This is a genomic window from Dyadobacter frigoris (assembly GCF_005280585.1).
In the GTDB taxonomy this organism is placed as follows: domain Bacteria; phylum Bacteroidota; class Bacteroidia; order Cytophagales; family Spirosomataceae; genus Dyadobacter; species Dyadobacter frigoris.
The window spans coordinates 355792-381636 of sequence record NZ_SZVO01000002.1; the positions used below are offsets into that span (position 1 = coordinate 355792).

Annotated in this window: 13 protein-coding genes; 3 read left to right on the forward strand and 10 right to left on the reverse strand. The window is 39.6% G+C overall.

The annotated features are described in order from the left end of the window. Positions 1–55 precede the first annotated feature (55 nt). The 7 genes from FDK13_RS05255 to FDK13_RS05285 form a co-directional block, all read right to left on the reverse strand. Positions 56–2443, reverse strand: coding sequence for a TonB-dependent receptor (locus FDK13_RS05255; RefSeq protein WP_137338940.1), 2388 nt, complete (start codon positions 2441–2443; stop codon positions 56–58). After that, the gene (locus FDK13_RS05260) at positions 2443–3468 is read right to left on the reverse strand and encodes a DUF4249 domain-containing protein (protein ID WP_137338941.1); all 1026 of its coding nucleotides are present in this window, start codon (positions 3466–3468) and stop codon (positions 2443–2445) included. The genes FDK13_RS05255 and FDK13_RS05260 overlap by 1 nt, the downstream gene beginning before the upstream one ends. Before the next feature lie 4 nt (positions 3469–3472). Then, positions 3473–4756 carry a Kelch repeat-containing protein gene (locus FDK13_RS05265; RefSeq protein ID WP_170982712.1) on the reverse strand — a complete coding sequence of 428 codons (1284 nt, stop codon included), beginning with the start codon at positions 4754–4756 and terminating at the stop codon, positions 3473–3475. A 136-nt stretch (positions 4757–4892) separates the two neighbouring features. After that, positions 4893–8258, reverse strand: a complete 3366-nt coding sequence (locus tag FDK13_RS05270) for a VCBS repeat-containing protein (RefSeq protein WP_137338943.1) — start codon at positions 8256–8258, stop codon at positions 4893–4895. Positions 8259–8330: 72 nt separating this feature from the next. Continuing rightward, a complete protein-coding gene (locus FDK13_RS05275) occupies positions 8331–11564 on the reverse strand; it encodes a VCBS repeat-containing protein (RefSeq protein ID WP_229215911.1) in 3234 nt (1077 codons plus the stop codon). 230 nt (positions 11565–11794) lie between these two features. Further along, the gene (locus FDK13_RS05280) at positions 11795–13264 is read right to left on the reverse strand and encodes a RagB/SusD family nutrient uptake outer membrane protein (protein ID WP_137338945.1); all 1470 of its coding nucleotides are present in this window, start codon (positions 13262–13264) and stop codon (positions 11795–11797) included. A gap of 80 nt (positions 13265–13344) precedes the next feature. Next, positions 13345–16314, reverse strand: a complete 2970-nt coding sequence (locus FDK13_RS05285) for a SusC/RagA family TonB-linked outer membrane protein (RefSeq protein WP_229215912.1) — start codon at positions 16312–16314, stop codon at positions 13345–13347. A gap of 538 nt (positions 16315–16852) precedes the next feature. On the opposite strand from FDK13_RS05285, the gene FDK13_RS05290 reads away from it, so the two are divergent. Further along, positions 16853–19837 (forward strand): FAD-binding and (Fe-S)-binding domain-containing protein, encoded by a 2985-nt coding sequence (locus FDK13_RS05290; protein WP_137338946.1) that lies wholly within the window; start codon positions 16853–16855, stop codon positions 19835–19837. 2 nt (positions 19838–19839) lie between these two features. On the opposite strand, the gene FDK13_RS05295 is transcribed toward FDK13_RS05290, so the two are convergent. Then, positions 19840–21084: an MFS transporter gene (locus tag FDK13_RS05295; RefSeq protein ID WP_137338947.1), complete on the reverse strand. Its 1245-nt coding sequence runs from the start codon at positions 21082–21084 to the stop codon at positions 19840–19842. 62 nt (positions 21085–21146) lie between these two features. Beyond that, on the reverse strand, positions 21147–21554 hold the full coding sequence (gene arfB / locus FDK13_RS05300) for an alternative ribosome rescue aminoacyl-tRNA hydrolase ArfB (RefSeq protein ID WP_137339285.1): 408 nt from the start codon (positions 21552–21554) through the stop codon (positions 21147–21149). A gap of 305 nt (positions 21555–21859) precedes the next feature. Here arfB and FDK13_RS05305 point away from each other — a divergent pair, with 305 nt between their 5' ends. Both FDK13_RS05305 and FDK13_RS05310 read left to right on the forward strand, forming a co-directional pair. After that, positions 21860–23227 (forward strand): DUF6600 domain-containing protein, encoded by a 1368-nt coding sequence (locus FDK13_RS05305; protein ID WP_137338948.1) that lies wholly within the window; start codon positions 21860–21862, stop codon positions 23225–23227. A gap of 171 nt (positions 23228–23398) precedes the next feature. Further along, a complete protein-coding gene (locus FDK13_RS05310; RefSeq protein WP_137338949.1) occupies positions 23399–24418 on the forward strand; it encodes a GntR family transcriptional regulator in 1020 nt (339 codons plus the stop codon). Between the two features lie 58 nt (positions 24419–24476). Here FDK13_RS05310 and FDK13_RS05315 read toward each other — a convergent pair whose 3' ends face one another. Further along, positions 24477–25760: a sugar isomerase gene (locus tag FDK13_RS05315; protein WP_137338950.1), complete on the reverse strand. Its 1284-nt coding sequence runs from the start codon at positions 25758–25760 to the stop codon at positions 24477–24479. Positions 25761–25845: the final 85 nt, after the last annotated feature.

Genomic DNA, 25845 nt, shown 5'->3' on the forward strand with positions numbered 1-25845 from the left:
ACAATTATTAATTATAAATAAAATATTAATAATTATATATACATTGATAACTATTTTAGAAATAATACTTCCAGTTAATTGAAGGAATAATCGTCCCGAAAACGGATAATTGATAACTAACCAGTCTTGTTCCACTTTGTTTAAAATAAACTGAATACGGATTTTTTCTTGCGTAAATGTTATAAAAAGAGAAAGACCAAAGTGTGTAGCGTTTCTGGTCAATTTTCTTGCGGGTATCTTTTGTAAAAGAAATATCCATCCGGTGGTAATCCGGAATTCGGTCTTTATTTCTCAAAGAATAATCCTGGACAACAACATCATTTAAATGGTAAGTACCGTCAGGAAAAGTGAGCGGACGACCTGTGATATAAACGAAATTTGTCCCAAACGTCCAGCCCTTAGTCCATTTCCATTGCGCTGAAACAGAGATATTATTTGGCCGGTCAACGGTAGACGGAAACCATGCACCTTTATTAATCTGGTCGCTTGGGAAATTTGAATTAACTTTAGCAAATGTGCGGCTATATGTATAAGAAACTAACCCGGTTACAATTCCTTTTGTTTTCTGAACGCTGAATTCTATACCATAAGCTTTTCCACGAGCCGACAGAAGATCTGCTTCAAGGGTTTCATTTAAAAGTAAGGTCGCTCCGTTTTTGTATTCGACTAAATTTTGAAGTTTTTTACTATACACTTCAACCGATGTTTCAAACATATTATCATGAAAATTCCTGAAATAACCCGCAGCGATTTGTGTTGAAACCTGTGGCGGAACAAAATTGTCTGCCAGCTTCCAGAAATCAACCGGAGAAATCGCTGTTGTGTTAGAAATTAAATGAATGTACTGGCGCGTTTTGGTATAACTGACTTTAAACGAACTCGTCTTTCCTGTATTAATCCGAAGAGATAACCTTGGTTCAAATCCACCGAAACCCGCAATTTTTTTTCCTTTTCCATATGAAAGAGTATCCGTGATCGATTCTGCGCTTCGAGGTATATTGGTATCATATTGAAAAACAGTTCCAGCTCCGACATTGTTAAAATTCACATACCGGATCCCGGCATTTATAGACAACCAGCGAACAGGATTCCATTCATCCGACAAATAAACTGCCTCCTCAATCGCTTGCTCTTTTTCCAGATTAATCCTTGTAATGTTTGATTCTGAAACCGGAGCAAGGTTTCCAGGCGAAAGTCCATACCGGGTTACAATCAAACCTGTTTCAATTTTATGAGTTGGAGAGGGAGACCATAATACTTTTATATGACCATCATATTGGTTAATCCCCGATTGAAATTTGTATTCATTCGTTGGCGCAATACCTTTAAGCACAAATTTGTACCGGCTCATATTGGCACCAATCTGGAAAGAAAGTGCGCTTGTTAAAAGTTTATTCCAATTAATCGTACCTGTGGTTGATTGCCAGCCATACGTTGTATCCCCCGGAAATTTGAATGAATCTTTGCTATGATAAGCAGTAGCGGAAACGATACTGTTTGGAGAAAATTCATACGAAATCCGGCCATTTACATCAAAGAAAAATGCCCTATTTTCATTGGTTGGAGCCGGAAAACGTTTGATTAAAAAATTAGGATAAGCAATTCTTCCACCTGCCAAAAATGTAAGCTTTTTGTTTTTGGAAATCGGTCCGTCAGCCATCAAACTGGCTGTCATTAGTCCAACACCGGTTGTCAGATTGATTCGTTCTTTATTTCCCGAACGTGTATTAATTGCTAATAAAGATGAAAGCCGACCGCCATAAGAAGCCGGAATATCACCTTTATACAATGTAACATCCCGAATTGCGTCGGCATTGACATTACTTAAAAAACCTAGTAAATGAGAAGTATTGAAAAGCGGCGCACCATCCAGCAAAACCAGGTTCTGATCTGTTCTCCCGCCGCGTACATTAAAACCAGAAGTTCCTTCGCCGACAGTACTGACCCCTGGCTGTAAAGTCAAGGCTTTGATAACGTCCACTTCACCAAAAACCACCGGAATATTTCGGAGGTTTTTCATATCCAGTTTGGTAACGCTCATTTGGCTGGATTGTACATTATCGTCTGGTGCTTTTTCTTTTACAGTTAATTCCTGCAATTGCCGGATTTCAGGCAAAAGTTTTAATTCAAATCCCGATAAAATTTCTTTGTAGGTGATGTTTTGATTTTTGGAAAAATAGCCGACAGAAGAAAAAGTGACCAACTGTTCGCCTGCTTTTAAGGTTAAATTGAAATTCCCTAAACTATCTGTAATCGTTGCTGATTTTGATATTCTTGAAAAAACCGAAACATTTGGAATTCCTTTGCCGCTGGAATTGTCCAGAATTCTGCCTTTTAAAATCCAGTTCCCCTGACTAAATCCTGATATCGATAGTAATAGCAGACAGACCAGAAATATTCCCAATCTTACCTGAAACCAATATGTTGAAAGAAACTTTTCCATTACCAGCTCGGTGGTGAAAGTTGCCCCTGACTATAAACCCGTTGGCAATTGCCTTCTTTGATAAAAACATCATCATATTTGATTTCCAGCCGGGCAAGATTTAAAGTATCACCCGGAATTACCAGTCTTCGTTTGCTAATTGCAGAAGAACCAAAATATCCAAGTGCCAGAATGTTAGGATCATCTTCGCGATGCACATTTCCTTCAATGGACGCTGGCAAGGGGTCAAATAGAGATCCGTTTCTTTTTCGTTGTTCTTCAAATTTCACCCAAAACTGGTAGGCAGATTTGGTTAGAGAATATTGGCTGATTTCAATATAATGCCGGCCAACATAATAAATCGGGGAAGAAAAAACGAGTCTGCGGCTAATGGTATTTCCATTAACCAAAGCATCAGATAAAACGTCTGTGACAGATCCATAGGATGGAATCCAGCACCATTTGCAGCAGACACTCATACCAACGGGCTCGCCGGTCGAAATTCTTGGAATATAACCGTAACCTGACCATCGATAATAATTCCCGGTAGCAGCGGGATCTTTGGTGTCCAGTAAAACATCGTAATAATCCGGATTGTAGACATCTCCTTCTGCCCGACTACGATATTCGGCGTAAATTTTATCTATTGCAGCAACATCATTTAAAACATCCGGCTCGGAAATGTAACTTTTCCCATCAACAAGCTGCACACGAAGCTGATAGCTTTTCCCCAGTTTTCCCTGAAAAGTAGAATCCCGCATCCAGAAAAATAATGGTGCCAACGCATCCTGGTCAAGAACGACAGTTCGTCCTCCAATCTCAGTGATACTGACCACAGCTCCGTCGACCGGAATTTCATTTTGACCGTAAATCAGCGAATTGTATTGTCCTGTATAAGAAAGCTTTACTGTGTAAGGCGGCGTTTCGTTGGTTATCAATCCTTCCACAACCAGGCGGGATTCGACAGATCTGGCCGGCAGCTGCACCTCGTCCACACAGGAAAAGCATAAGAAAACGAGAAATAAAAGTAGAACCGCTTTCGCCATTTATTTATGGATTAAATTCCCAGAAATCAGTACATCCTATCTGTTGTTTAACAACAGATCCTTCCGTCGCCCGGGTTTCATAACCCCAGCCGAGATATGCTTTTGTTTTATCAGAAAGTGCAATCAGATAGCGGTTGCCTTGTCCGGGATAATCAGAATGATATGTCCAACTATTTTTTGAGGGATCGTAAGCCCATAAATCCCGTAACCCATTGCCATCTTTATCAATCCCTAAACCAAAATAACCTTTTCCATTTGCAGAAAAACCACTTCCTTCCACCCGTGCAATCCCTGGAAAATCCGCTTTTCTTTCCCATTTGTCCATAGCAGGGTCATACGAATACACATGTGGCGACTGGCCGGATATCTGATTTATCACATACCCGATTCCACTGATTGTAAAAGTTGCCAATTTTCCGGTTTGTTCCGGTAACGGCTGACGATCTTTCCTATCCCAGGTAACATCCATGGATTCCATAGCACCGGTAAAATCTTCTTTCAACATGAATACATTATCAAAAGTCAAAAAGAATTTAACGCGCCTGTCGACACCAGAAAATGTAGGAAAAACCACTCCGGCAGATTGACCAACGTAACTAATACTTGGAACCCACCAGAAATCATTCAGATATGCCCTTTTATCTGGCAAATTTTCGTCCGTGAGATAGCCAAAGCCCACAAACACAAGTTCCCGGCCACCTTCTTGCCCTAACGGAAAAGCTACTGCATTATGTCTTGGAAGTGGTAAGCTGCTTTCAGAACTCAACCATTTTCCATCATATTTTAATACGTCCCATTTGATATCATTCTGATAGCGATAAATTGCGATTTGAGAATTAAACAATGGAGAAAGTAATGCAGCTCCAGTATAATCCCCGGAATTGATAGGTGCATGAGCCAGCATTTTCCATGTCGAAGTTTGCTTGGCTATAAAATGACGGCTGGTTGTAATAGTGTTTTTTTGTTCGTCTTTATAATTGAGCGTTAATGTATAATCTTCCCCGGTATTGAGCTGACTAACGGTATAATTTCTTAGATTAAAATTGGCAATAACCTCGATAGTTCCAGCATTCAGCGCAATTGAAGTCCCTGTTTTGGATGTTAGAATTATTTTAAAATCCTCGGTAAAATTTTTCGGAAGTTTTAACTGAATACTCCCGGCAGATGACCCTGCATTTTGAAAAACAGAGACAATTGAAAACGGCACAATTACTTCCTGGCTTTCACCAATGGGGGCGAAAGTTTCCTTACAACCCGCCAGCCACAAAACATTTATCAGCACGAACACCCTTTGTCCGTGTAATAAAAAATTCCGTATCTGATGGGCGCAAAACTGCATAAGCGGAACTCAATTCAAGATTAACCAATGAATTTTATTGCTTTATTTTCTGTCCATGATAAAACAGACAGATCCAATCATCCGTTTATTTCCCCGATTTCAACGAGACTGGCTTAATCATCGTCAAAGGCAAATTATTTCTGGCAACAAGCCACATCGGCCCGTTTTTTGTTTTTAAAGATTTAATATCTCTGATTTCACCATCCAGCCTAAAACCGGTTTCAACAGCAGAAACTGACTCGAAACTCCCCTTTCCTTTATTGATCAAAACCAAACCATAACTCGAATCATATCGCCCCTGATAAGTACTTACGCCCCAATAATTTCCGCCACCCAAAATATCCGGTCTTCCATCACCATTCACATCAGAAATTGCAAAAGTGAATAATTTTGAAACCTGAGCTTCCCACGGCAGATCATGCATTGCAAATCCTCCATCCTTATTTTCAAGATAAACCGATTCAAATTTATCAACCCTTAAAAGTTTGGCATCTTTTAATTCTTCGGGTTTAAAAATCTCATCGATCGTTTTTCCGGCAAACGATTTGTAATCAGTAAACCTCTTGTTGATAATCGATGGAATCCGTTTTCCCAGTTCATCTTTAAAAGCAACCGGATACCAAGAATCTCCTACACTATAAGCCAAAATTTGTTCAAGCCCCAGGTTATTATCAAAATCTTTTACCCACATTTTCAACTGAGAATCAGGGCGTTTTTGGAATTTATTATTGCTTCCAAGATTTCCTACAACCAGGTCCATATCTCCATCACTATCAAAATCGGCTGCGCTTACACATTGCCAAAAACCGGGAGGTGCTGTATATTTACTGGATTTATCTGATTTTAAAGTTCCTTTTTTATTTAAGAAAACGGTAACTGGCATCCAGTCACCAACAACGACCAAATCCTTTTGTTTGTCTCCGTCCAAATCGGCCCATACTACATCGGTAACCATTCCTATTTTCTTAAGTCCCGGTGCCAATTGATCGGTTTTATCAGAAAAATAACCTTTCCCATCATTAACCAAAATATAGGAATTTGGCGATATTCCATATTGAAAACCTACAACGCGTCCACCTACAAATAAGTCGAGATCCCCGTCCCCATCAAGATCAAAAGGTTTTACACAGCTTTTATTATCAAACATCGGCGGAAGAGCGTTTGCATCTCTTTTGAAATTCCCTTTCCCGTCGTTGAAATAAAGCCGGTCAAATTGCTGGGGCATTTTATCATAAAATTCATTTCCTCCTGACACGACATAGAGATCGTTAAAACCATCTCTATTTGCATCAAAAAATACGGCTTCAATATCTTCAAAAGTAGAATCTGCCCTAAAATCCGCTTGCGGACTTAATTGAAACTTACCATCCGGTTTTTGCAGATAAAGGGAGCCAATCTGCCATTTGGCCCCGCCTACATAAAAATCTTCAAAACCATCTCCATTCACGTCCGCGACGGCAATTTTTGGACCTTCGGAAGAAATCAGGAACGGCATCAGACTTTCCCGGTAGAAATCAAAATAACGATTTTCTTCATGTTTATAAGGAATTTTGAATTTCGCGGTAACATCTTCAAATAACTTTTGATCCGGTTTTTTCACGATCCATGGACCAATCGGTTCAGCCAATTTCCCTGATCCGTCATATTTTATTTTGACCAGCTGATTGGTTTTTACCTGAGTAAGAACCTGTACTTTCTGATTTGGCCAAACAACAATAAGACTATCAAGCACTTTTTCCTTAGCCGTACCAAAGTGAATCAATGGCTCACTGGATGATTCAAATCCCCTTGTACTGGACAGTTGCTGCATTTGCAGGCCAGACTTTGTTTTGACCACAATTTTGGCACCGATGGCAAAAGTATTACCAGGATATCCTTCCAGTTTGACACGTAAATAACCAGATTCCGGCTGCCTGTTTGCCTGGTTTTGGTAAAATACCGATGGTTCATTTAAATTATTGGTTACCAGATCCAGATCACCATCGTTATCCAAATCTGCATAGGCCGCTCCATTCGAAATATTTGGCGTTTCAAATCCCCAGTCAAGCGATTTATTCTGAAATTTTAAATCCTTCGTTCCTTTGAAAAGATAGTTATGAGCCTTACCTTCCGGCATTAGCGTCAAAGCTTTTTTATCCAGTTCCATCGACGTTTCAGTCGCATATCTTAAAGAATCGTCGGCGGCATATTTTGCATAATCCAGATTGTTAGGACGATGCGCAATACCGTTGCTAATAAATAAATCCTTAATCCCGTCATTGTCATAATCTGCCAGCAATGGCGACCAGCTCCAATCCGTAGCCGCAACACCCGCCATTGCACCAATTTCCATAAAACCTTTTCCTGACATATTGATCTGTAAACAGTTACGACTCAACTGAGGCATGTAACCGAAGGAAAGTTTATACAAATAAATATCTAGCGGATCTTCACCAATCGATGATTTCTCAATCGTTTCATCTTCCGGATACATATCCAGTGTCATAATATCCGGGAAGCCGTCATTATTCACATCGGCAATGTCATTTCCCATGGAATAGCGACTTGTATACCGAAGCATTTCACTGCTTTTATTGGTAAATGTGCCATTTCCGTTGTTCATGTAGCAATAATCATCTTCATGAAAATCATTGGAAACATAAATATCATCCCAGCCGTCATTATTTAAATCCGCAACTGCAATGCCTAAACCATAACCCATTGCCGCACCATAAATACCAGCTTTGGCACTAACGTCCTTAAATTTAACCGGCTTTTTCGGATCTGCTTTTTGATCACTTATCTGGCTTTCATACAAATAATCACCTGCTTCGTTGTTTCGCAAATGGCGGGTGCTAACGCGGTCATAACTTCTGGAAGTATGGACTGCGTGATTCAATAAATAACAATCAAGATCTCCGTCTTTGTCATAATCAAAGAAAACAGCCTGCGTGGAAAAACCTGTAAAGTCGAGGCCGTAATCCGCTGCTTTTTCGGTAAAGGTCAAATTTCCGTTATTGATGTAAAGCTCATTTGCGCCTTCCATTCCACGAAAGTTACCTACCGCAGAAACATAAATATCCAGTAAACCATCACCATTAATATCCGCCATGGTAACACCCGTCTGCCAGTCTGAAAAACCTGCAACTCCTGCCTTTTCTGTGATATCTTCAAACTTGAAATTGCCTTTGTTCAGATATAATTTGTTCTTTCCCTGATTCGAAACAAAATATACGTCTGCCAATCCATCGTTATTAATATCACCCGTAGAAACACCACCCCCATTATAAAAATAGAGATAGTCCATCAAATTAACCTTTTCGGTATCAACTACCTTATTGATAAAATTAACACCTGTTACGGTTGAATCTTTAATTTCAAATAATGCATTTTCTTTGCTTTTATTTTCTGATTTACAAGCCTGAAATACAAGCATTGCTATCAGAATTACAACCAGATTTAAATTCTTCATTTTACTTCAAAAACTAATTCCTTATACTTATTATTTCAATATCAGTAAGTGCTGATACTGTTTAAGCGCAATTTATTTTTTAACAACAGGTTTAAAAACCTGCACTTTACTATTATTTTTTCCTAAAACAATTTGCCCCTGTTTTAACTGTTTCATCGTTCTCACCTGGTCCTCAGCCCAGAACCCGGATTCAGAAGGCGATTTTACTTCAAAACCATTTTTTGTACCACGAAGTATAAGACCTTTCATAGCATCATATCTTCCGATTTCCGGCAGCACATCATAATAATTTCCTGAAACTATTAAATCCACATGGCCATCATGATCGTAGTCCGTAGAAATGATGCTGTTAATTGGAGAAAATTGTGCTTGTGTTGGTAAAGGAATAAAAGTGAATTTGCTGCCTTTCCCATCATTTCGCAAAATAGCAGATTCAGCGGTAAACACTTTTTTCACGACCGCATCTTCAAGATCTTTTTTATCAATTACTTCATCAATCGTTTTGCCCGCGTACTGTTCGTATTTCACAAATTTCTTTTTCAGCGAAGGCATAGCACGAAGCAAATCTGGTTTCATGACCATCGGATAAGAAGTACCGCTTTCATCCGGACAAGTAATAATTTGTTTCACCACACCATTATGATCAAAATCTTTGACATACATTTCCACTGGTATTTTCTGACTTGCTTTCAAACGGGAATTCAGTCCGAGATTTCCGGCAATAATATCCAAATCTCCGTCATTATCAATATCAGAAACGTCAACCGTATTCCACCAGCCATTGGTTTTTTCAATTTCGTTTTTGGCATTTTTAAAGATATCCGGTGATTGAAGTTCCAATTTATTACGTTGATTTTTAAAGATCATAACCGGCATCCAGTCGCCAACAACAATTAATTCCGGGTAAGAATCTCCATCCAGATCCGCCCAGGTAGCGTCGGTAACCATTCCTAATTTGTCAATCTGAGGAATATATCTTTTCGTGTAATTCTTGAAAATTCCGGTTCCGTCATTAGTAAGCAAATAACTTGCCGGATCAATTCCATACTGACCGGATTTCAACCTTGATCCGATAAAAACATCGTTATCACCGTCCATATCATAATCCCCGATAGCAATACAGGAAGCGTTAATTTTGAGAGAAGGCAATCCTGTACTTTTGGTAAAACCGCCCTTTCCGTCATTCAAATATAATTTCGGCAATAATATCACATCGTCGTCCTTAAACTCATTGCTACCGGAAACAACCAGTAAATCCAGATCTTTGTCATTATCAGCATCGAAAAAAACTGCATCCGAGGCTTCCAGTTCTGTTTCCTCTGCAAATATTTTGGGTGTTTGTTCCGTAAAGTTCCCGTCCTTTTTCTGAATGAAAAGTTTTCCGCCTTGGCCAATTGCACCCCCTATGTATACGTCATCCAATCCGTCTTTATTAACATCACCTACTGCTAACGCTGGGCCAAAACGGGAATACATTTGTTTGATCAATGGATTTTGGTTGTAATCAACATAGTCTGCTTCCTTATGAGTAAAATCTATTCCGCCCGCAGTTATTTCACTAAATTTCGCTTTCCCCTTTTCACTTTCCGCTTTCCATGGTATTTGTGCATCTTTCTGGCTAAGGACATACATGGAATCAGCAGTGATATTTTTAATCACGTACTCTTTGTCATTCGGCCAAAGTACCGTTACTGAATCAATTTTCGAATTTTTACCGAGACCGAAAACAAGCCGCAAATCAACAGAAGATTCAAATCCCCTATTCGGCATTTGCTGAAGCATCTGCGTTCTTGTTTTTTGATGCACATAAACTTTGGCACCAATTGCATCAAGATTTCCCTGCTCGCCTTTTAGTTTGAATTTGATATAATGAAAATCTTTCCGCTCATTGGATTTATTTTTGTACATAAACAGCTGACTGTTTACATTATTTACAACCAAATCAAGATCCCCGTCGTTATCCAAATCTCCATAAGCTGAGCCGTTTGAAAACGAAGGTGTAGCGAGTCCCCACTCAGCTGCCTTATTGGCAAAAGATAAATTGCCATTATTTTTGAAAGCGTAATTAGCCAGCGGTTCCGAAGGCATTTTATCAAGGAACATTTTGTAATCAAATGTCCTGGTCCGGCTTACTTCTGCGATATTGGAAGGATCTGCCAAAAAAGAAACAAAATCCTGATTTGTTAAATCTTTATTGATAGAATTGGCAACGAAAATATCCTTTTCGCCGTCAGAATCCATATCAAAAATAAGTGCTCCCCAACTCCAGTCTGTGGCGTGTGTACCGGTAAAACGTGCAATTTCACTAAACCAGATTTTTCCATCCGGAGCTCCCGACTGATTTAATTGCAACGTATTTTGCATGTACTGGTAGTGAAAGTCCCTTGAAACTTTCAGTTCCTGTAAGTCGTAGCCTTCAAAAGTTGAAGTTAGTTTAAGTCTTCGATCTGTTGCCGGTAACATGTCCGTTACATAAATATCCAGTTTCCCGTCATTATTAATATCCGCAATATCCGCCCCCATTGAGGACAAGCTTGTGTGTTGCATAGCGGATTTAATGGATTCAGTAAAAGTCCCGTCATGGTTGTTGATGTATAAATAATCATGTTCATAAAAATCGTTGGAAATATACATATCCAGCCAGTTGTCATTATTAACATCGCCGATTGTAATACCAAGACCAAATCCGATCAAACTGCCATAAATACCGGCAGCTTCACTAATATCTGTAAAGCGTGCTCCATCGTTTCTGAATAATTTGTGCCCGCCTTCTTTATCCCGCTGACTACGTAAATTGGCATAGCCCAGTCGGCCAACCGGCGTAAAACTATTATTTAGCAAAAACATGTCCAGGTCTCCATCCCTGTCGAAATCAAAAAATGCTGCGTGTGTAGAATATCCCTGATCGTTCAGGCCATATTCTTTTGCCTTTTCAACAAATGTTCCGTTTCCTTTGTTGATAAATAATTCGTTTGCCCGCTCTTTGGATTTACCTGCATTACAGACGTATAAATCCAGCAAACCATCTCCATTGACATCGGCGAAAGTAGCACCTGTACTCCATGATTTTGTTCCGGCGACGCCGGCCTTATCGGTTATATCTTCAAACTTGAAATTTCCTTTATTTAGAAAAAGCTTATTTGTTCCCTGATTAGCAATCAGGTAAATATCGGGCAGGTTATCATTATTAATATCACCAATAGCCACTCCACCGCCATTATAAAAATTGCGGTAATTAAAGATGTTGAATTCGTCGGTATTGGTAATTGTGTTTTCAAAAGAAATGCCCGTCTCTTCAGCTGTCATTTCCTGAAATAGGTGATTTTCTTTATCTTCTTTTTTAGAACAACCAAAAAATATGAAAATACTAAAAACCCAGATTAGTTGTCTATAAAAATATTTGATCATTAGCCGATATCCTATATTCATTATTACAGTACATAATGTACCACAAATTTAAATTAAAACAGGAGTAAGCTTAACAAGCTTACTCCTGTTTTAATTACTTTAAGATTTATATCAATTAAACCTAAAAATTAATACCCTGGATTTTGTTTCAAATTTGGATTTAATGAAAGTTGGGTGGATGGAATCGGGAAGATATTACGGAAAGCCGGTGAAGCCGGTTTAAACATCCAGGCTTTATTAAACTGACCGAAACGAATCAAATCCTGGCGTCTTACATATTCCCAGGCCATTTCCCATCCTCTTTCTGCAAGCATATCATCTAACGAAAGTTTCGTAACCGGCGTAGCATCGGCACGGGCTCTTACAATATTAACATCTGCAATCGCAGCTGCTGTGTTTCCCAACCGAAGATTTGCCTCTGCACGCATCAGGTAAGTATCTCCAAGACGGAACAGGACGAAATCGTTATCCTGATCGCTGGAGGCACCATTTCTTTGAATTTCATATTTCTGGCTTCTTGCTCCTGCCAAACGTGCAACAGGGCCTGCCGGCATTTCAAAAGCTGGAATTTCAGGTGTGAAAATAAATGGTTTGCCATCATCAGTAAGTAGCTTACCATCAGAAGAATATTGCTGTCCTACGATCCACATTTTCTTTCTGCCATCTGTTTCAGCAAACGAATTATAAAACTCTGTTGCAGTACAGTATCCATTCCAAGGAGCTTGTGGTGTATTATAAGTCAATTGACTTAAATAATGCAAAGTTCTCATGTTCATGTTAAAACCACCTCTTTTCGAAGCATCATAAGGAACTGCAAGGATATTTTCCTTAGAAGCCTGGTTTTGTGTAGCAAAGTTACTGAAAAAGTCCGCAGATAATACATATTTCCCTGATGCAATAACCGTATCGCATTGAACTTTCGCATCTGCCCATCTTGCTGTACCAGTATAAACTTCTGAATTCAGATAAAGTTTTGCTAGGATCATATTTGCAACATATTTGTTAACACGTCCATAGTACGCTCCACCAGCGGTTGCACTAAGATTAGGGTAAGATTCTTTAATCTCTTTTTCAATCCAGGCAGCTGTTTCAGCACCTGTTTTTTGAGTCTGAACTTCTCCACCTACTTTTTCAGCAATGATAATGTTTCTGAAATGATCCAACAGAATGTAGTGATAGTATGCTCTTAACACACGTAACTCAGCCAATGTTGCAGGTTCAGTGATGTTACCTAATTGCTGATTAATTGAAGTGATACTGTTATAACACCAGGTCCACATACCGTTGAACTTGTCGTCATCTCCGGTCGGAGTCCAGTTATGTTCTTTTAGACGTTTCCATGCATCACCATCTTTCCAGTCACCTCCGCGGGTTGGAATTACCTGTTCGTCAGTAACTGTATTTAGTTCAGCGTAACGTCCAAAATAATCTCCCAAAGAGCTGTAGAGCGGTCCAAGTAAAGCTGCTTGCTGAGCAGCAGTAGAACCAAACTGATCTGTCGGAATTACGTCGTATGTTGTTTCGGTTAAGTCGGTACAAGATTGACCCGCAAGTAATAGTGCAGAGCCAAATAAAATATGCTTAAAGTTAATTTTCATTTCAATGTGTATTTATTGGTCAGAGAAAATCTTGATAAGATGAACTGTATCAAAACCAATTATTTTTCAAAGTTTATTACTTAAAACGTCAGATTAACACCCAATTGGAAAGAACGTGTTTTAGGATAAATACCACTTGCATCCAAACCAAGACTGTTAGGCGCAGAAGTACTGTTGTTCAAATCTCCTTTTACTTCCAATTCCGGATCCACACCTCTGTATTTAGTAATGATAAACAAGTTGTTACCACCAAGATAAATCCTTGCGTTAGTCAGGTATTTACTATCTAAAGACAGGTTATAACCTATTTGCCAGTTATCAAGACGAACATAAGTTCCTTTTTCTAACCAGTAGCTCGATAAAGCATTAGTACTGAAATTAGCAGGTAATTCACTTACACTTTTTAACATGTTCGTTTCAAGAATTGAACCTGGAATCGAAAGGTTTGAACGTAAGTTATTAAGGATTTTATTACCAAAAACACCTCGCACCTGGAAACTCATGTCAAATTTATGGTAACGGAAACTGTTTACCCATGCACCAGTAATATAAGGCTGTGGATTATCCTTAAACCCAACCTGTGCGTCAGCCGGGTTAGTTACAGGAGCTCCACCGTCTTTTCCCTGAAGTAACATTTGTCCCTTATCATCAAATCCAGCAAAATGACCTACGTTATTGAAAGAACCTAAAGGCAAACCAGGGGTCAGGATCGAAGCGTAAACGTTCGAAAGACCACGGCCACCAAATGCATTAAAACGAACGATACCAGAATCGAAGTCATTACTTTTCAGACTGATAATTGAGTTTTTAATGTAAGATCCAACAACCCGGCTTGTCCAGTTAAAGTTGTCTTTTTCAATTACAGCTCCACCGAAGGATAGCTCAATACCTTTGTTACGCATCGAACCAACGTTCGCCCAAATAAAGTTTGTAAAATATTTAACCCCATCCGCAGGAACTGAATATTTATAAAGCATGTCTTCGGTTTTCTTATTGAACACATCAATAGATCCCGTAAAACGACCTTTTACAAACTGGAAATCCAAACCAAGGTTAACCTGCTGAACTACTTCCCATTTCAAATTAGGGTTTGTGTTTTGCGTGATTGCATAACCTGGAAGGAAGTTATTGATACTACCGTCATAATAAGATGTTGTAGGACCATAAAGCTGCAAAGACTGATAAGGCACCAATCCTTCGGAGTTCCCTGTTTTACCCCAGCTCGCACGCAATTTTAAATAATTAAATGCATTTGATTTCGGAAAGAATGATTCATCAGAAATTGTCCATCCCCCTGCAACCGACGGGAATAAACCCCATTTGTTGTTCGCACCAAATTTCGAACTGCCATCATATCGTAATGTACCAGTAAGATTATATTTCTCGTTTACGTTCAAAGTACCACGTCCAAAGAAGGAAGCGAGCGTTGTTTTGTTTTTGTAAGAACTAACATAAGAAGTGCTTGGTAAAATCAACGATCCTGCTCCAAGACCAAGGTTGTTATACCCAAGACCTGTTGCAACAAACTGTGTATTGTTTGCACCAAAACCATCATTGATAATATTCTGGTAAGAATAACCTCCCAGTACTGAAAAATTACTTCCTTTATCACCAAAGCCTTTTGTATACGTAGCAGTAAGCTCAAGAAGTTTATCATTAATTGTTGCAAGAGCTCTTGAAGCCAATCCGTTATTAATCTGGAATGCTTTAACAGATCTGTCTCTCGATTGGCTGTTTACCTCCTGATCATTTTTGATGGCTCCATTGACACCAACCACGAAACCGCTGAACAATTCATATTTCATATTCACACCCCCAACCAATACATTTTTTTCACGCTTGAAAATTTCATTTTGCTGCATCGCTACCGGGTTGTTCAAATCGAATGCACCTGGAATTTCATAGTTTGTTCCGTCAGCATTTTTAACCGGCAATGTAGGAAGGAAAAGCGTTGCGTTGGCAAGAATACCATTGTCTGTCAAATCGGAATTTGTATTCGTATAAGAAAGGCTGTACTGGATGTTCAAACGGTTATCCAAAGCTTTCTGATCCAGGTTAATCCTACCTGTCATACGATCGAAACCTGTGTTTTTGATAATACCGTTACGGTTTGTATAGTTGATCGATCCGCGATAAGAGAATGTTGGTGACCCACCGGAAATTGCTAAATCATGGCTGTTGGTAACTCCTCTTCTCGAAATCTGATCCCACCAGTCTGTATTATAGTTGTTTCCTGCCGCATCTTTTGGAAAACGTTGTGAATCTGCCAATGAAGCTGCTCCTTTAATACGTGTAACCTCAGCAATGTAACCCGGCCCATCAAGCAATTTCAGGTTATTTGAAATCACATCTACACCAACATAGTTGTTGAATGTTACAGTCGCTTTACCTGACTTTCCACGTTTTGTAGTGATGATAATTACACCATTTGCAGCACGTGAACCATAAATCGCAGAAGCCGAAGCATCTTTCAACACGTCCATCGATTCAATATCCGTTGGAGAAATTGTAGCAATTGGAACACCGATGATACCATCCACCACGTACAAAGGATCACTGCCACCAGCCAAAGAAGTATAACCTCTCAAACGAACCGTAGGACTTGTATTTGGATCACCATTGGGTTGCGTAATTGTCAGACCGGCAACACGGCCCTGAATAGCCTGAAGTGGATTTGGGTTAATACCCGCATTAAAATCTTTGGAAGATACTGATTGAACAGATCCAGTTACGTCTTTTCTTTTTGCAGTACCATATCCAACCACCACCACTTCTTCAAGTGCTTTAACATCGTCACTTAACAATACATCAATTTTAGATTGATTTCCAATGACAACTTCCTTCGACGTAAAACCTATAAAACTGAATACCAGTGTTCCGTTCTTTTCGGCGGAAATAGTATAATTTCCGTCCATATCAGAGTTTGCACCTTTTGTAGTTCCTTTTACTGTGATTGATACGCCCGGTAATCCGGCGCCCTTTAAGTCCGTCACTTTTCCGGTAACAGGCACCTCCTGCGCATAAGCGGCACTGGTAATTGCCAGTAGCATTAAGAATAAACTTATTTGGCAGCATTTAAGAGAAAGAGCCCTTCCTTTGGAGTAAAGAGCTTTAAAACGACCAGACAACGTCTGGCCACAATAGGAAAATTTCATCATAGTTAGGTTAATTAATTAATTGTTTCTGCCACTATCCACTACTTACCAAAATATCACTTTTACTTAAAATAGCTAAATGTATACTTAAAACACACGTATATACCTAATTTCAGAACTAATAGGAATATTATGTAAATAGTTATCTAAATTAATATAAATAGTTGAGATATTACAAATATAACATCAATAGAATTTTTTTATTAATCGAAATTTCATTTCAAGCGACTAATTAATACATTACGAATTACTTATTTGAAAATTTAAAATATCAATAAGGACGAACTTTAAATACTCCTATTCAAACTTATTATTAAAAAAAGGAGTCTTTTACGCCTATATATTTCCGCAAACCTTTCAAAAAAAATTTCATGATTAGATCAGTGCTAGTTCGTAACTTTGGAGGAGTTTATTTTCAGTACCTTTTTAGTTTATGGCACCGCATTCTTCCGTTGAAAATTCAGATCTACAATTATTAGCCACCCAGCTTACAGGTGATTTATACGATGACAATACCATGCGTACTTTGTACGCAACGGATGCATCTGCTTATCGGGAAATGCCTTTGGCCGTTGCCATTCCCAAAACACTGGACGACATTAAAAAACTGATCGCTTATGCAACCAGTCATAAAATTTCACTTGTTCCCAGAACGGCGGGTACTTCGCTGGCGGGACAGGTTGTGGGAAGCGGAATTATTGTAGATACTTCGAAGCATTTTACCAGAATTTTGGAAATTAATGCAGAAGAACAGTATGTCCGGGTTGAGCCTGGTGTCATACGCGATGAACTGAATATGGCTTTAAAACCATACGGACTTTATTTCGGTCCGGAAACTTCTACGGCAAACCGTGCTATGATTGGCGGAATGGTTGGAAATAATTCCTGCGGATCCAATTCCGTAGTATATGGAAGTACGAGAGAACATTTACTGGAAGTAAAAGCAATTCTGGCCGATGGAAGCGAGGTAACCTTTGGCACAGAAAGTACTGCTGATTTTAAAAATAAACTATCAGATAGCACCGGCAAACTTTCTCTTGCAGATAAAATTTATTCTAAAACTTTTGAAATTTTATCTAATCCGGCAAACCAGGCAGAGATCAGAAAGGAATTTCCAAAACGCAGTGTGGAAAGACGGAATACGGGTTATGCGCTGGATATGCTTCTGGAAACCGAACTTTTTACGCCGTTCCCTGAAAACGACGTAAAACCGGTTCCTTTTAATATGTGTAAACTTATTGCGGGATCGGAAGGTACACTTTGTTTTCTGACAGAAATCAAATTAAACATCATTCCCCTTCCTCCAACTACACAAGGATTACTGTGCGCTCATTTTACTTCCATTGACGAAGCTTTAAGAGCCACAATTCTTGCATTAAAATATAAACCGCAGGCCGTTGAACTCATTGACAATTATGTTCTGGAATGTGCGGCTACGAATAAGGAACAAAAGGCAAATGCATTTTTTGTCCAAAATACGGAGGCAGGTGAATATCCGGCTATCCTGGTTGTGGATCTTTCCAGAGAAACCAAGGAGGAAGTTGAATCATTAGCCGAAGCTTTAAGAGCAGATTTCATTAATGCCGGCATGGGTTATCATTATCCGCTTTTGTTTGGAGATGACACCAAAAAAATATGGACACTCAGAAAAGCCGGATTAGGTTTACTAAGTAATCTTCCGGGTGACGAAAAAGCAGTTGCGGTGATTGAAGATACTGCGGTGGATGTTTACGATCAGCCTCAGTATATTATTGAATTTAATGACATACTCAAAAAACATGGCATGTCAGCCGTGCATTATGCACATGCCGGTTCGGGAGAATTACATCTTCGTCCGATTATCAATTTAAAGACAAAAGAAGGTCATCAGCAATTCAGAACCATAGCGGAAGAAATTGCCACGCTGGTTAAAAAATTCAAGGGCTCACTTTCGGGAGAACATGGGGATGGACGTTTACGCGGCGAATTTATTCCGCAGATGGTCGGTCAGCATAATTATGAATTGTTCAAGGAAATCAAGCGTACCTGGGATCCTTATAATATTCTGAATCCGGGAAAAATCGTCGATACGCCTCCAATGGATAGCTTTTTGCGTTACGAGGCCGATCATATTGTACCTGAATTTAAAACTTATTTCCGTTTTAAGGATCAAACCATTTTGCAGCATGCTGAACAGTGCAACGGATCGGGTGATTGCCGGAAAACTGAAATGAGCGGCGGAACGATGTGTCCAAGTTTTATGGCTACGCGGAATGAAAAAGATACAACGCGCGCAAGAGCCAATATTCTGCGGGAAATGCTGACAAATTCTCCCAAGGAAAACCGGTTTGACAATAAAGAAATCAAGGAAGTGTATGATCTCTGCCTGGCCTGCAAAGGTTGTAAGGGAGAATGTCCTTCCAATGTTGATGTTGCCAAACTGAAAATGGAATTTCTTCAGCATTATCATGATGAACATGGAGTTCCTTTGCGCTCATGGCTGATCGGTAATTTTTCAAAAATGAATGGCCTGGCGAGTTATGTACCCTGGGCGTACAATTTGATTTATAAAAATGCCCCGCTTCGGAAAATTGCGAATAGTATCGTAGGTTTTCACCCTGAGCGTACAATGCCGTTATTAAAAAATACAACGCTTCGTGCCTGGTATGATAAAAGAGCGAAAACTAAAAAACCAGCCAGTCCGTCGGCTCGTCAGGTTTATCTTTTCTGTGATGAATTTACCAATTTTAATGATGTTGAAATTGGTATAAAAGCAATCACAGTTTTGGAAAAACTGGGTTATGAAGTTATTATCCCGAAACATGCTACTTCTGGCCGGCCCCAACTTTCCAAAGGATTGTTGAAAGACGCAAAGAAAATCGCCGAAGAAAATATTCGTTTGTTAAAAGATATAATTTCTCATGATACGCCGCTAATTGGCATTGAACCATCAGCGATCTTAACTTTCCGTGACGAATATCCTGATCTTGTTCGGGAAGATATGGTTGAAGATGCAAAAAAACTTGCACTGAACGCTTTGCAGTTTGATGAATTTGTATCAAGGGAAATCGAGCTGAAACGTATTTCAAAAGATTCGTTCAGTAAAGAAAAACGGGTGATAAAATTACATGGACATTGTCAGCAAAAAGCAATTTCCAGTATGATCCCAACAAAAAGAATGCTTTCCTTACCGGAAAACTATACCGTTCAGCTTATTCCTTCGGGATGCTGTGGAATGGCTGGATCTTTTGGCTATGAAAAAGAGCATTACGATATTTCCATGCAAATTGGAGAACTTGTGCTTTTTCCAGCGGTTCGGAAACAGGGTGATGATGTGATTATTGCAGCTCCCGGAACGAGCTGTCGTCACCAGATCCATGATGGTACAGGCCGCAAGGCGATGCACCCGGCGGAAATACTGTTTGAAGCTTTGGTTTAGGATTACTGTTCCACGTAATCCAAATCCTTTCCATACGTTTCCTCCATTTTCCAAAGCGAAAGTATCGCCAGTATAAAACAAACGATTCCAACACTTGCACCTGCCTGGAGAACACCCCAGTCAGGTTTCAGGAATTGAAAAACAGGTAATGTTAACAGTGTTGTCGCCCGGACATTGTTGGCAACCGAAGTTGTTACCGTTGCACGAAGATTGGTACCAAACTGTTCGGCTGTGGTGGTAAGAAACATGGCGATATAACCTATGGAAAAACCAAGCCAGCCGTAACAGCTATATAATGTTGTAGCAGAATTAATTCCTCCGTATAAAAGCACGACGACTCCGGCAAGTGTCATTAATAACATGATCAAGATGGCTTTCCGTCTTGATCGCAGCCACTGACTTAGAATACCGCTAAAAAAATCGCCGGTAACAATACCGATGTACGTATAAAGTACACAGCTTCCCGCCTGAATATCTCCCGGAACGCCTAAAGCTTTTGCAAATTCATTCCCAAAAGTCGCATAAATCCCAATGACCAGATAAGTTGGCAGAGCTATGCCCATACAACGCAGGTAGCGGATCAATTTTTCACGTTTTGTAAATATTTTCCACCATTGTACCGCTTTTGCTTTACTTTCTATCGCTTTTTCAAAAAGAAAAGATTCAAGAACGTTGAAACGCAGCACCAAAAGAACAAGTCCCATCCCTCCGCCAATAAAATAAGCGGTGCGCCAATCGGTAAGTTTTACTGCAAAAAATGCGGCAATTGCTCCGGCAAGACCAACGCTGGCAACGACGGAAGCGCCATAACCGCGTAAATGTTTTGGAAGAATTTCGGCGATTAAGGTAATACCCGCACCAAGTTCACCCGCAAGTCCAAGACCGGCTATAAAACGAAGCATTGCGTATACTTCAACATTATTGGTAAAACCACAGACAATATTTGCCAGGGAATACATCAGAATGGAGCCGAAAAGTACGGACCGCCTCCCCATTTTATCTCCCCATATTCCCCAGAAAAATCCACCGATCAATAATCCGGCCTGCTGCCAGTTATAAATTTTTGCCCCAATAGCAGAAATCTCTGCTTCCGACAAACCCAGTTCCCGCAAACTTGGTACTCTGACAATGTTGAATAACAGCAAATCATAAACATCAACAAAATAGCCCAGTGAAGCCACGATTACCGGCAATGAAAGTACAGTACGAAGAGCAGAAGTATTATTTGAAGCAGAAATTGAAGCCATATTTATTGATCAAAAATCTTATCGTAAGTAAAAGGAGTTGTCAGTATATAAAACAAATTCACCTAATCATCTACCGGTTTTCTTCGCATGGATTTCACAGTCGATTTCCTTTGTTTCCCAGCCAGTCGTTCCAGCTTTGAAGCCAGTGTCGGACGGGTAGCTCTTCTTTTTTTCTGGACAAAAAATGCCTGTTGAATCAGTTTATTGAATTTCTCAACCACTTTATCTTTATTAGCTAACTGGGAACGTTCTGTTTGATGGTATATGACCAATACATTTTCATTCGTCAGTTTGGTACTCAGCTTTTCAATAAGTGTCTGTTTTTCTTCATCTGTCAGCAATGCCGAATTTGGAATATCAAAACGCAGCTCCACTTTTGTTTCCACTTTATTCACATTTTGCCCTCCGCTCCCACCGCTTCTTGCCGTTTGGAAAACGAGCTCATTATGTAATTTTTCAGGATTTATCATCATTCAATTATAAAAATGTGTTAACACGTGTTAATGTGTATACCAATATAACCAGTTTTTACGCTTACAAAACGAATATAGTTCCGGTCGACTTTCTTTGCAAAGTCAAACAACAAAATGCAATAAACTGAAAATCAATAAATTAAAATGAAATATTAAAGAATTTATCAGGCAAATTTATTTTTCAAATATAATAAAGGCACAATTTTGGATGATTTCTCTACTTTAATCCTGATTAAACCTGTTTTAAATTTTCATGTCAAACAAACGATTTTAAACAAAGAAAACTATTAATCCATACGGCCATGAACACCATGCATAAATTTCGGATACTGGGCTTGTCGCTTTTATTAATTGCAGGTATTTCGCTCGGAGGAAACTTACAAGCTCAGCCCGGAGTTTCTATTTCTTACCAAACTTTTTACAATGAACTGGCGCCGTACGGACGCTGGATCAACACACCACAATATGGTTCTGTATGGACACCCAATGTAGACGCCGGATTTCAGCCTTATGGAACCAACGGATACTGGCAGGTAACAGATTATGGAAATACCTGGGTTTCGGATTACGACTGGGGCTGGGCACCTTTTCACTATGGCCGCTGGTCATTTGATGATTATAATGGCTGGTTCTGGATTCCCGGATATGAATGGGGCCCTGCATGGGTAAGCTGGCGTTCAGGTGGAGGCTATTATGGCTGGGCACCGATGGGACCTGGCGTTAATATCAATGTGTCCATCAATATTCCTTCATTCTGGTGGGTTTTTGTTCCGCAGCAATATATTTCAAGCCGTAATTGGAATAATTACTGGGTTCCCCGTGGCGGATATAACAATATCTACGGACGGACTACGATCATCAACAACTATTACCGCAGCAACAACCGTTCGTATGTATATGGCCCGAGACGTGATGAAATTGAACGGGTGACCAGACGTCCTGTTGAAATCCGTCAGATTGACCGTGACCGCAGAGGAATTGTAATGGGCGGCGACCGCGCGAACAGCAGAGGTTATGGAAATAACGGAGGCAGTTATGACAGATCACGTTCTTACGGTTCTGATAACAGAGGAAATAATGGCTACAATAATAACGGCAGAGGAGCGAGCGATTATAATTCCGGAAACAGAAACGGGAATAATGGACAATCAGGTAACAGATCTTATTCAGGAAATGATAACCGGATTCCGGACAACCGTGTTCCCGACAACAGAAATGTGCCTGACAATAGAAATAGCAACGGCAACAATCCTTATAACCAAAATCAGCCAAGCCGTTCCAATGAACGCTCAACGCCGGACCGAGGGTATTCCGCTCCGCAAAGAGGCGCACAGGATTATGGCAACCAAAGAGCACAGGATCCATCGGTAGCTTATGGAAATAATGGAAACCGGGGTGGTGAAGCGCAACGTCAATCGCCAGCACCTGAACAAAATCGTTCGCGCTCTTATGACCAGCCAGGCAATTCAGGACGTTCAGAAAATTATGGCGGACAGAATCAGGGTCAGCAAAGATCTTCTGACAATGGAGCATCGATGCGATCTAATTCACCTGAAAGAAGTGGTGGAAGTGAATCACGAGGCGGAGGAGAATCCAGAGGCGGTGGAAGATCTAATGAAAGCCGTGGTGGCGGTGGCGGATCAGAAAGAGGCGGCCGTTCTCCAAGATAATTTTAAATTTGTAGTATGAAAAATGCTCTTCGGGAGATTTATAGTCTTTCGAAGAGCATTTTCAGTAAATAATAAGTATATGCAGATACTATTTTAACTTTTATTTAATATTCAAATTTAAAGGAATTGTATTAATTTTAACATAGTTCCAAACCTAGCATCTCGTTTTTAATGGAAATCCAGTTTGATATTGAGTTTAAGGAAAGTGCGCCAAAGTATATGCAGATTATCAAATCGCTGCTGCTTGCAATTGGCAAAGGAAAACTGAAAAGAGGTGATAAAATCCCCTCTATCAATCAGTTGAGTGAGGAATACTTACTTTCAAGGGATACTGTTGAAAAAGCCTACCGTCATTTGATTAAAGATGGAGTTTTGGTTTCCGTTCGTGGAAAAGGATATTTTATCAACCGTGTTGATATCGAAACGACTTCCAGAATATTACTGGTTTTCAATAAAATAAGTAATTATAAAAAACAGATTTATAATGCTTTTGTTGAAAATGTAGGCCGGAATATGATCGTTGATCTGCATATTCATCATTCCAACATCAATATTTTTTCAAATTTGATCAAAAACAGTTTGGGAGAATATGACTACTATGTAATCATGCCGCATTTTTATGACAATGAAGATGAAGCTGCCAAAATATTAAAACTGATTCCTGCGGAAAAACTGATTTTGCTGGACAAGGATGTTGACCTGGACAATAGAAAACATTCCGCAGTTCACCAGAATTTTGAAAAAGATATTTTGTGCGCGCTGAACGAAGCCAATGATCTGCTGAGAGTTTATAAAAAGCTGATCCTGATTTTCCCTACCCTGATTCCTTATCCCAAAGAAATTATAAAAGGTTTTCGACTTTTTTGTATTCAGCAGCAGTTTGAATTTGATATTATGTTTGAAACCGAGGAAAATACCAAGATTATCAAAGACGCAGCCTACGTTGTCATTGAAGAAACTGATCTGGTAAACCTGATCAAAAAATGTCGTGAACAAAATCTGGTGGTTGGCAAAGATGTCGGGATAATATCCTACAATGAAACGCCACTAAAGGAAATTCTTCTGGACGGCATTACGACCATTTCAACGGATCATGAGCAGATGGGAAAAACGGCGGCCAGGCTTGTTATGGAAAACAAAACCGAGATTATAAAAAATCCCTTCACGCTTATCAGAAGAAAATCTTTATAAAAAAAGTCATTCCAAAGCATCAAAAGGCGCCTTAGAATGACATAAGTATTTTCAATATTTAGAGACCAGTCGCTACGGTCACAAGACCACGTTCAGCGATTAATCCATTTCTTACTTTAAGATCTCTGAAAAGTCCGATAGGATCAAGTGAACCTCCGCTATGTAACATTGCTTCGCGCACCAACGGACGAACATCTGTTCTAAAAGCGTTTTGCAATAATTGTTGTGCCAAAACAACGTCATTTTCACCTCTTGCTATTTCCAGTTTTTTACTGTCTAAAATTAGCGCCTGAGCGTAAGACAACAGAATTGCTTCAACAGATTGAAGTAAATCTTCCAAAGGATCTTTTACATTATGGCTTGCATCGATCATCCAGGCGAATCCATCGCTGCCTTTTCCGGCACGTTTCATTCCCTCTACCAGTTCCACGAAAATCAGGAACAGCATATATGGACGAATACTTCCAACAGTCAAATCATCATCACCATATTTGGAATCATTGAAATGGAAACCAGCCAAACGGCCTTCCATCATCAAAGTCGCTACAATTTGTTCAATATTGGCATTTGGCAAATGATGGCCCAAATCTACCAGTACATCTGCTTTTGGCCCCAGTTTTTGGCAAAACAATAAGGAACTTCCCCAATCCTGGATAACGGTTGAATAGAAATTCGGCTCGTACGCTTTGTATTCCACAAAAACTTTCCAATCCTCTGGCAACGCCGCGTAGATTTCCTGCAACGATTCCAGTGTATTCTGAAATGATTTTACAAAATTGGATTGACCCGGAAAACAAGATCCGTCTGAAAGCCAGATCGATAAGGCTTTCGAACCTAATTCTTTTCCGTACTTAATTACTTCAATATTGTGATCAACCGCCTGTTTACGCACTTTTGGATCCACGTGTGAAAGTGAACCGTATTTATAAGACAATTCCTGGTTTTTCTGATCCTGGAATGTATTTGAATTTACAGCATCAAATTTCAGATCAAGCGAAGAAGCCAATTGAATTATCGCATCAGCATCTTTTGGAATATCCCAGGGAATATGCAAAGAGATTGATCCGCTGGAACGGTTCAATGCGTGCAAAATCCCTACATCTTCAATTTTTTCCTCTAACGAACCTGGCTCGCCTGCACCAGAAAAACGGCCGAAACGTGTTCCGCCAGTTCCCAAAGCCCAGCTCGGAATAGCAACCTGAAATGCCTGCAAAGTTTTTACAATCGCATTGGCATCGATGCCTTGTTCGCCCAGTTGTTCTTTTAGAAAAATGAACTGGTTGTTATGTTTTCCCAGCAAACCTTCATTATGCTGGTCTATCCGATATTGTTCTATTTTCATCTTTTTAGCATTAAAGATTTTGAAATATGCCTGATAAAAACGGCTTTGAAAATTGAAATATCATTATAAAACGAAAGCTGTGCCA